We start from the raw sequence: 9,541 nt of genomic DNA on the forward strand, positions 1-9,541 counted from the left end.
GAGTAACACCAGCGAGACAGCGCCTTCTGACCGGCTGGTCAGTAATCGGCGCCAACCGCCGGTCTTTTCATCCCTGAGCCTCTTCAAGTTCCAACATCAGTCCGCTCAGGCGCTTGACCTTGCGCTGCACCGCCTCTTCAAACACTCCGGCCCGCGGTTCAATCAAGGTGAACCAGTGCTTGGCCCGAGTAATACCGGTATAGATCAATTCCTTGGTCAACACCGGATTCAAGGCATCCGGGAGAATCAACGCGGTGTGGGCGAACTCCGAGCCCTGGGATTTGTGCACCGTCATCGCGTACACCGTTTCCACATCGTTGAGACGGCTCGGCAGTACGAAACGCACACCGCCCTGACCATCGTTACGCGGAAAGGCAACGCGCAACACCGGTTTGCCGGCGTCCGGACCCTCGCGCTCGGGCAACTTGAGGGCGATGCCGATATCGCCGTTCATCAGACCCAGACCGTAGTCGTTGCGAGTCATCAACACCGGCCGGCCTTCGTACCATTGCTGGTCATGCTCGATCAGGCGCGCTTTGAGCAAGGCTTCGGTGATCCGCAGATTCAACCCTTCAACGCCCCAAGGCCCCTTGCGCACAGCGCATAACAGCTGGAAGGTATCGAACGCCTGCAATACATTCCGTGCCCAGTTGATCCAGTCCGGATGCTCCAGCGGTCTGCCCGCCGGCGGGCGTTGTTGGCGCAGCACATTCAGATAGTGGCGATAGCCCTGCGGACCCTCGCCATGGCCTTCGAGCAGCAGCCGCTCGAACGGGTGATCGTGTTCGCCTTTGAGCGGCAGTGAAAACACATCGTCATAGTGACCGGCCGTCAGCAACTGCCGCGCCTCCTCCGGCAACTGCTGATTGACCCGACGCGCAAGCTGACCGATGCCGCTGCCTTCACCGAAGCGCCGCGAATGGCGCAGCATCACCAGTTGCTGGGCCAGCGGATGGGAGCCGTCACTGTCTTCGTGCAGACCACTGTCCTGCAAGGACTCACCACTGACCGATTCCAGCCATTGCCGAGTCTGCGGGTTATACCAACCAGCCTCGGCATCGCGGCACAGATCGCCCAGCACCGCCCCGGCCTCCACGGAAGCGAGTTGATCCTTGTCGCCGAGCAGCACCAGACGCGCATGCGGCGGCAACGCATCAAGCAGGTTGGCCATCATCTCCAGGTCGATCATGGAGGCTTCATCGACCACCAGCACATCCAGCGGCAAACGGTTACCGGCATGGTGACGGAAGTGCCGGGTGCCGGGACGACTGCCCAGCAAGCGATGGACGGTGGTCACGTCGCAGGGGATCTTCTCGCGCACGGTTTCAGCGACTTTAAGCGACTGCACTTGCTGGCTGATGGACTCGGTCAAACGCGCCGCCGCCTTGCCAGTCGGCGCCGCCAGACGAATGCGCAACGGCTGACCGGCCTCCACCGCCGGCGCCTGGAGCAGCGCGAGCAGGCGCACCACCGTGGTGGTCTTGCCAGTCCCCGGGCCACCCGTGATGATGCTGAAGGCTCCGCGAGTGGCAAGGGCGCAGGCGAGTTTCTGCCAGTCGATCACTGCACCTGGCCTGGCGGGGCCGAACAATTCATCGAGACGCTGGGGCAGGTCATCGGGCGGCGTTTCACCTTGAGCCAGACGTGTGCGCAACGCAACATCGATGCGACGCTCATACGCCCAGTATCGCCGCAGATACAGGCGCTTGCCGGACAGCACCAACGGCCGCTGGTGCGCCGCATCGCGGTTGTCTGCTGCCAGCGCAACCAGAGAGCTGCTTGCCAACGCCTTGCACCAATGGGCGCCGTCCAGCGTTTCAAGCAACTGCGACGGCAGCAGCAAGACGCCACTCTGCACATCGCCTTCGGGTGGCAGAGACAGAGCGAAATCCGGTGCCTTGAGGGTTTCGAAAAGATCCAGGCAGACATGCCCGTGCCCCAGTTGGTGGCTGGTCAGTGCGGCTGCGAGCAGCACCAGCGGATCGGACTCGGGCGCGAGTTCGTGCAGAAAGCCGACGAAGGCCTTGTCCAGCGAGCGAAGCCAGCCTCGCTCGACCCAGCGATCAAGCAATAGCAGCAGATCTGAGGCACTCGTCAGCGGCGCCAGGCTCGATGGGTTGTCGATACCCGATGACAGGTCGGCGAAGGTACGGTTCATAGCAGGACTCCCTGTTCCCATGCGGGTTCGGCCTTGGGATCCGGTTTGCCCTGGAACAGGCGATCCAGACGTTCGATCAGTTCACGTGGCGGACGCGCGAAATACACGCCACGACTGTCTGCCCGGGTCCCCCGCAGGAACACATACAACGCGCCGCCGACATGCCGATCGTAATCGTAGTCAGTCAGCCGCGCCTTCAGTTGCCGATGCAACGCCAACAGGTACAGCACGTATTGAAGGTCGTAACGGTTGTCGAGGATCGAGCGCTCCATGGCTTGCTCGGTATAGGCCGCATCATCGACGCCCAGCCAGTTGGATTTGTAATCGGCCACGTAGTAGCGACCCTCATGTTCGAAGGTCAGGTCGATAAAGCCTTTGAACATGCCGTTGAGTTGCACAGGCTCGGCGGCCACCCGCGCCACGCCGTTGTGGGTGTACTGACGCACCCATTCATCGAGTTTAAGAACATCGACCTTGTGACTGGCGAACCAGAACTCCATCTCGACGCGGTACTGTTTCAGTTGCTCGAGAACCACCGCTGGCTGTCCGCCCGTTGGCAACGGAGACTTGAGTAGATGATGCAGCCACTCACTCAGGGTGTTGATCCAGCCCTCCCAGCCGCGCAGGTTGCAGCGTCGACCAATCGCATCCTTGAGCGTTTCAAAGGGAACGGCAAAACCTTCGTCTCCAGCCCACTCCAGCAGACCATGGAGAAAGGTGCCCGGGTTAGGGCCACGGGGGAAACGATGGATATCGGCACCGCCGACGACTACCTCTCGCGGCGCATCCGGATCGAGACGCTCATCATCAAACAGCTTTTGCGCCTGCGGACTGTCCGGTGCTTCATCGCTGCCGACACTCAATACGTCGCTGATGCGCAAGGCACTGTAGGAGGCAATCCACCAGTTTTCACTGGCCTTGCGCTTGGGCATCAAAGTGGCGCTGAGGATCGCTTCATTACGCTCGGGGCGATAAATCTCGTGGGTAGCTTGCGGCATTTCACCCATGTGTATGGTTGTACAGTCCTGCTGCAGATCCAGCAGCCAACGGTTCAGCCCGGTTGATTCACCCAGTGTTTCACCGCCGCCAAGCAGATAACCAAGCGCTGAAAGGTGGAGTACCGAACTGTTGTTATTGCCACGTTTGAGATCCGTGACACCCAGCCAGCAGGCATGTTGCGCGCGAGTCAGGGCGACATAGAGCAGGCGCAGGTCTTCAGCCAGGCGTTCATCGTCCGCCAGGGCAATCAACTCCGCGGTCGGTTTCAGCGTCAGCTGGGCCTTGCCTGTGGCATCGTGGTAATGCAGCGGCAAGCGACTGCCGTCCACTGGCTTTGCCGAGCAGATGAAGGGCAGGAACACCAACGGATACTCAAGCCCTTTCGACTTGTGGATGGTCACCACCTTGACCAGTTGTTCGTCGCTCTCCAGACGTAATATCTGTTCTTCACCGGCCTGACCGGACAACGCCAGCAACTCGGCAAGGTGGCGAATCAACGCTTGTTCGCCATCGAGCTCCGCTGCGGCCTGCTGCATCAGTTCCGACAAGTGCAAAAGGTTAGTCAGCACCCGTTCGCCATCACTGCGTGCGATCAGGGTCTGCGGCAAATGGAAGTCGTGCAGCAAGCGCCGCAACATCGGCAGCACACCTTGTTTGCGCCACAGTTCGCGATAACCACGGAACTGCATGACCCGGGCCTCCCAGACCAATTCGTCCTGATTCAATCGCTCCAGCTCAGCCAGGGGCAGATTCAGGGTGATGCAGGCCAGTGCGGCCTTCAGTGAACGTTCGACATCCGGCTCGGCACAGGCCTTGAGCCAGGATAGCAAGTCATGCGCTTCCTGGGCGGCGAAGACTGAGTCCTTGTCCGACAGGTAAACGCTGCGCACCCCACGGACGGCGAGCTCTGCGCGTACGGCTTGAGCCTCTTTGCCGTCGCGTACCAGAATCGCGATATCGGAAGGCCGCAAGCCTCTGAAGTCCTGCCCATCATGGATGAAGCCCGCCGCACCGGTTTGCCCGCCATTGAGCAATGCAGTGATTTCGCTGGCACAGGCCGCCGCCAATTGCTGGCGATAGACCGCGCCTGACAATGGCTGGTCCGTCGACAGATGCCAGACATTCAGCGCCGCGACATCCTGGCCGGCGATCTGCAGCCGCTCTTTACGCCCCTGAGACTCAACAGGCTGGAAAGGCACCGGGTTCTGCCCATCTTTTTCCCGAAACAAAAACGCGCCGCGTCCCTGCTCGCGGGACTCGGCGCGTTCGAATACATGATTGACCGCGTTCACCATGCCATGGCTGGAGCGGAAGTTGGTGCCCAGCGTGTGCAGACGGCCAGTGGTGGCCTGACGCGCACGCAGGTAGGTGTAGATATCGGCGCCACGGAACGCGTAAATCGCCTGTTTGGGATCGCCGATCAGGAACAGGCCAGTGTCCGGACTGTTGTCTTCGATGCGATAGATGCTCTCGAAGATCCGGTATTGCACCGGGTCGGTGTCCTGAAACTCATCGATCAACGCCACCGGAAACTGCTCGCGGATCACCGCCGCCAGGCGTTCGCCGCTGTCGGATTGCAAAGCCGCATCGAGGCGCAACAGCATGTCATCGAACCCCATTTCCGCGCGGCGTCGCTTCTCTTCCTCAAAGCGTGCCCCCACCCATCTCGCCGCGTGCTGCAATACAGCGGCATCGGGGGTCGGCAGCGCGTCGAGGCTCGACTTGAGCCCCGGCATTGCGTCCAGACCAGGATGACTCGGAGCCTGGCCCTTCCAGGCTTCGGCCATCCCGTCAGGGGTCAACCGAGTGAAACCGGTGCCGATGTCCAGTTGCTCCATGGCCTCGTCTTCCGCCCAGGTCTTGAGCTTCTCGAACCAGGGTTCGAAGTAGCGCGCCTGCATCTTGCGGCCATCGACGGCTTTGCTCGCAACACCCTCGTGACAGATCACCAGCAGTTCATCCGCCCACTGACGCCAAGGCATCTTCAGGTCGAGCAACGCAGCACGTCGTTCCTGCAGACACTCTTCGATCAACTCTGCGGGGGCCTTGCCTTCTTCGCTGTCGCGCTCACTGCCAAACAGACCTCGCACCCGTGGCAACAACGCTGCCGGCCCGCCCCAGTTAGCGCGAACCCAGTTCAGTGCATCACCCTGCATCGGGTAACAGAACAGTCGCCAGTAATCGCGCAGCACTTCGCCGAGCAGATCGCTGTGATCGGTTTCCAGGGTTTGGGTAAACAGGCTACCGCTGTCGAACGCGTGTTCGCGCAGCATGCGCTGGCACCAACTGTGGATGGTGGAGACTGCCGCCTCATCCATCCATTGCGCGGCGATGTCCAGGCGATTGGCGCAGCCGGGCCATTGTGACGGGTCAAATTGCTCACGCAACTCGGCAATCAATCCATCCGGAGCAGGGGTTTCTTCACGGAAAAATCGTGCGGCCTCGGCCAGCCGCGTACGGATTCGCTCGCGCAGTTCTTTGGTGGCGGCATCGGTGAAGGTCACCACGAGAATCTGCGGGGGCAGCAGTTCACGGCCGAAGCCGTTCGATTCGCCGCCGTGCCCAAGGATCAGACGCAGATAAAGAGCCGAGATGGTAAAGGTCTTGCCGGTGCCGGCACTGGCTTCGATGAGCTGACTACCGTGCAGCGGGAACGCCAGGGCCAGAGGTGTCTTGGTGGTCATGCGCGAGCCCCTTCGCTGGCCAATGAGCGCCAGGGCGCTTCGTACAGAGGGCGATACAACGCGTCGCACCAACCGGAGAACGTTTCGTCCGCAATCAATGCGTCGAAGTCGGCGAATTGTCGGGACAACGCAGGACTTTCACGGCGCTCTCCTTCGCTGGTCTGGCCGTCACCTTCGTAGGCTTTTCTGGCAGCAGCCTCGGCCTTGAGTGGATCAGTCTGCGCAAGCCAGGCGAAGGCCGTCTTTACCGCGATCGGCAGTGGCTGGCGCATGCCGGCCTGCCAGGCAAGCAGCAGATCACCAAGGAAACGCAGGGCTCTGTCTTGCTCCATCGGTTCCAGCAGCAGCGTATCGTCACTCGCCACCAATGCCGTGGTCAGCGTAAGCCCACTGGCGCAGGCCACCAGGTGATTGACCCAGGGTTTGGTCAATCGATGCCATTTTCGACTTTTGATCGAGCCGATGCTGTTGGGAATGGTCGTGACCGACAACACACCACCGTCATCGCGCTGATGCAAACCGGCGAGCCAACCTTCCACACGCACGCCCTGCAACTCAAGATTGACCGGGATCGCACTGGTCACCGGCGTGGGCCATAACGCCAGTAGCTGTTGGTAACGTTGCAGCAAGTCGGGCAACGGCTCGATCAACTCCCTCTGGAGGCATTCACCGAAACCGGCCATGGGCAGCAAGCCACTGTTTTGCAGACGCCGGGCCTGATCCTCAAGCGCCCGATCAATATTGTCCGGCTGCCTGAGTGCGGCTTCGAGCAAGCTATCGCTCAGCGTGTAGCGCTGCAGTGCATCCAGCACGAAAGGTTCTTCGTCAGCCAAGGGCGCTTCGGCGGCCTCGAAATAGACTTTGAGCCGCTGAGTGAAAAAGTGCCGGACCGGATTACGCAGAAAATCCTGCAGCAAGGCCAGGCTCAATGGCTCTTCCTGAACATGAGGCGCCAATAGTTCCGCCTCGTGTTGTCGCGCATGGCTTTGATGCAAAACCTGCCATTCACGGGCATAGCTGAATAGCTGATCGCCTTCATGAAAATAACGCGAGCTGAACGGTTGCAGCGGATGCTCCTCGGTCATGGCGCCCAACAGATCCTTCCGCTCATCAAGCATCCGCCAGCCGCTGGCGAGGTGGTCGCGCAACTGGCCGATCAGTACCGACGCTGGCCGCTCACTGTTGTCACGTATACTGCGCCCGACCCAACTGATGTACAGCTGATCACGTGCAGACAGCAGCGCCTCAAGCAATAGATAGCGATCATCTTCACGCCGCGAGCGGTCTCCCGGCCGGTAATCGCTGCCCATGAGATCGAAGTCCAGTGGCGGTTGCGCCCGAGGATAGTCGCCATCATTCATCCCCAACAAACAGACAAGTTTGAACGGGATCGCCCGCATGGGCATCAGTGTGCAAAAGTTAACCGCTCCAGCGAGAAAACGCTGGGACAGACGCCCCTGATCCAGTCCCGCGAGCCAGGCTTCTCGAACCACCGTCAACGGCAACTCATCGATCAACCCTACGGACTCACAGGTCTGCAGCCAGGTCTCGCGCAACTCTTCAAGTTGCGTCAGCAGATAATCATCGTGCTCGTTACTGGCTTTGAAAAACAACTGCATCAGGATTTGCAGTCGCAGCCCCCACACCTTGGGCTGAGCAGCCTGAGTAAGCTCGCGATGGGCCAGCTCCAATGCGTCGAGCAAGGCCACCAACGGCCCGATCAACGCTGCATCCAGTCCGCCGATCTCATCGTAGGGCTCAATACCCGCGCAGGCATTGGAGCTGCCGACGGCGTACCCCAGCAACATCCGCCGCAGGCCGAAATGCCAGCTGTTCTGTTCCAGCTCATCCGGCAAACCGAGACCGGCACGCTGCTCGGCGTTCATTCCCCAACGCACGCCTGCCCCTTCGATCCAGCGGTGTAGCGTTGGCAGATCACGCTCTTCCACGCCAAAACGAGCGCGTAATGCGGGAACGTCGAGCAGGTCAAGGATCTCACTGACCGGGAAACGGCTGTCCGGCAGTTTGAGCAGGTGCTCGACTGCAATCAGCAATGGATCCCGACCGCGCTGGCCCTGGTCCGCCAAGGTGAATGGAATGAACCGTGGGTCATGCCGATCCAGTTGACCAAATACCGCCCGGATATGCGGTGCATAGCTGTCGACATCCGGCACCATCACGATCACATCGCGTGGACGCAAATCCGGATTGGCGCTGAAGCGTGCGAGTAACTGATCGTGGAGTATCTCCACTTCGCGCTGAGCACTGTGGGCAATGTGAAAGCGGATCGACTCGTCGTGTTCGAGATCAACGGCAGGCCAGTGCTCACGCGTTTCATTGAGTGGCCTCAACTCGAGGATATCGTCCTGAAGTTGATTGAGCAGATTCTGTGGCTGGTTCTCGCTGAACAGGTCGATGCGCCCATCGCGAAAAGCGGCGCGATAGCTGTTGGGATCGTCATAACTGTCGAGCAGGTTGATGTAGTCGCGACCTTGCTTGCCCCACGCGGCAAGTAGCGGGTGGGCGTGTTGATGCAATGCATCGGGATCAAGTACGGCGGGCATTCCGGTCTTTCGACTCTGGCGCTTGTATTGATGCCGCAGCAGATCCTTGTCGGCGACGATATCGGCCCAGTGGTGCCGGCAGGGGTTGTGCACGCATAGCAGCACCTGGCTGAAACGTGCCAGTCCGGCCAGCGCCTCAAGCACTTGGGCCGGCAATGAAGAGATGCCGAACACAATCACCCGCGAGGGGAGTCCAGCAGGCGCCTGATCGAGGGAATTTATGCGCTCGATAAATCGCTGGTGAACGCCGGCTCGGCTCTGGGCCATGCCTTGCTCACCGACATCCTCCAACAGCGCACGCCACAGCTCAGCCTGCCAACAACTGACGGGGGGTAGTGGCTTCACTTCGCCCCTGACATTGCGTAGCTGGTGCCGTCCCTCGGCCCAATCCTCGAGCCAGTCGGCCCGATATACTTGGTATTGGTCATAGAGGTCCGCCAGACGCTCGGACAACTGGTAGCGCTTGCGCAAATCGGTGTCATGGGTGAGGAAGCGTTGCAGCGGTTCGAAATGCGGGCGATCAATAACCTGCGGCAACAAGCGCATCAGTCGCCAGGTCAGGGGGGCTTTGTCGAGCAGGGATGTGGCGGGGATTTCGTCTCGGCCCAACACCATGCGGTAGAGCTGCCACATGAAACTGCCGGGGAGCTGCACATCGATGGCAGCAGCTATTCCGCAGCCACCGAGGTCATCCTCTTCAGGATCTTCAGCCAAGGCCAGTTTGAGCCACTGGGCAATACCGTTGCTCTGCACCAGAGCGATTTCATTCTCCAAGGGCGCCAGCGGATAACGCCGCATGACGCTGACCACCAGGCTGCGCAGCTCGTCCAGGCTATTGCTCTGGACCACCATGAATGCAGCATTGAGGGACGAGGCGTCCGGCATAAAAGCTTCCTTGGAAAAGTACAAAAGCCAGGGCAGAACCTTAGCACTGTCGGCCGGTTGTGGCAGCCGGAAGGGGCATCTGCATGCTGTAGGAACTTTCCCGCAGGCAAAACAAAACCCCAATTGCTTTCGCAATTGGGGTTTCGGAATTTAATCTTGACGATGACCTACTCTCACATGGGGAAACCCCACACTACCATCGGCGATGCATCGTTTCACTTCTGAGTTCGGGATGGGATCAGGTGGTTCCA

General features: G+C 60.2%; 3 protein-coding genes and 1 rRNA gene. All 4 read right to left on the reverse strand.

What is annotated here, in order from left to right; genetic code table 11:
* Positions 1–67 precede the first annotated feature (67 nt).
* Positions 68–2,158 (reverse strand): exodeoxyribonuclease V subunit alpha, encoded by a 2,091-nt coding sequence (gene recD, locus KKQ10_RS18580; RefSeq protein WP_215501926.1) that lies wholly within the window; start codon positions 2,156–2,158, stop codon positions 68–70.
* Positions 2,155–5,841, reverse strand: a complete 3,687-nt coding sequence (recB, locus tag KKQ10_RS18585) for an exodeoxyribonuclease V subunit beta (protein ID WP_215501927.1) — start codon at positions 5,839–5,841, stop codon at positions 2,155–2,157. Before recB ends, recD begins: the two co-directional genes overlap by 4 nt.
* Entirely contained in the window at positions 5,838–9,290 is a 3,453-nt protein-coding gene (gene recC, locus KKQ10_RS18590; RefSeq protein ID WP_215501928.1) for an exodeoxyribonuclease V subunit gamma, read from the reverse strand. The genes recB and recC overlap by 4 nt, the downstream gene beginning before the upstream one ends.
* 154 nt (positions 9,291–9,444) lie before the next feature.
* Positions 9,445–9,541 (reverse strand): 5S ribosomal RNA (rrf, locus tag KKQ10_RS18595); the annotation flags it as partial.

Origin of the sequence: Pseudomonas sp. MG-9, from assembly GCF_018729515.1 — a bacterium.
Lineage (GTDB): Bacteria > Pseudomonadota > Gammaproteobacteria > Pseudomonadales > Pseudomonadaceae > Aquipseudomonas > Aquipseudomonas serboccidentalis.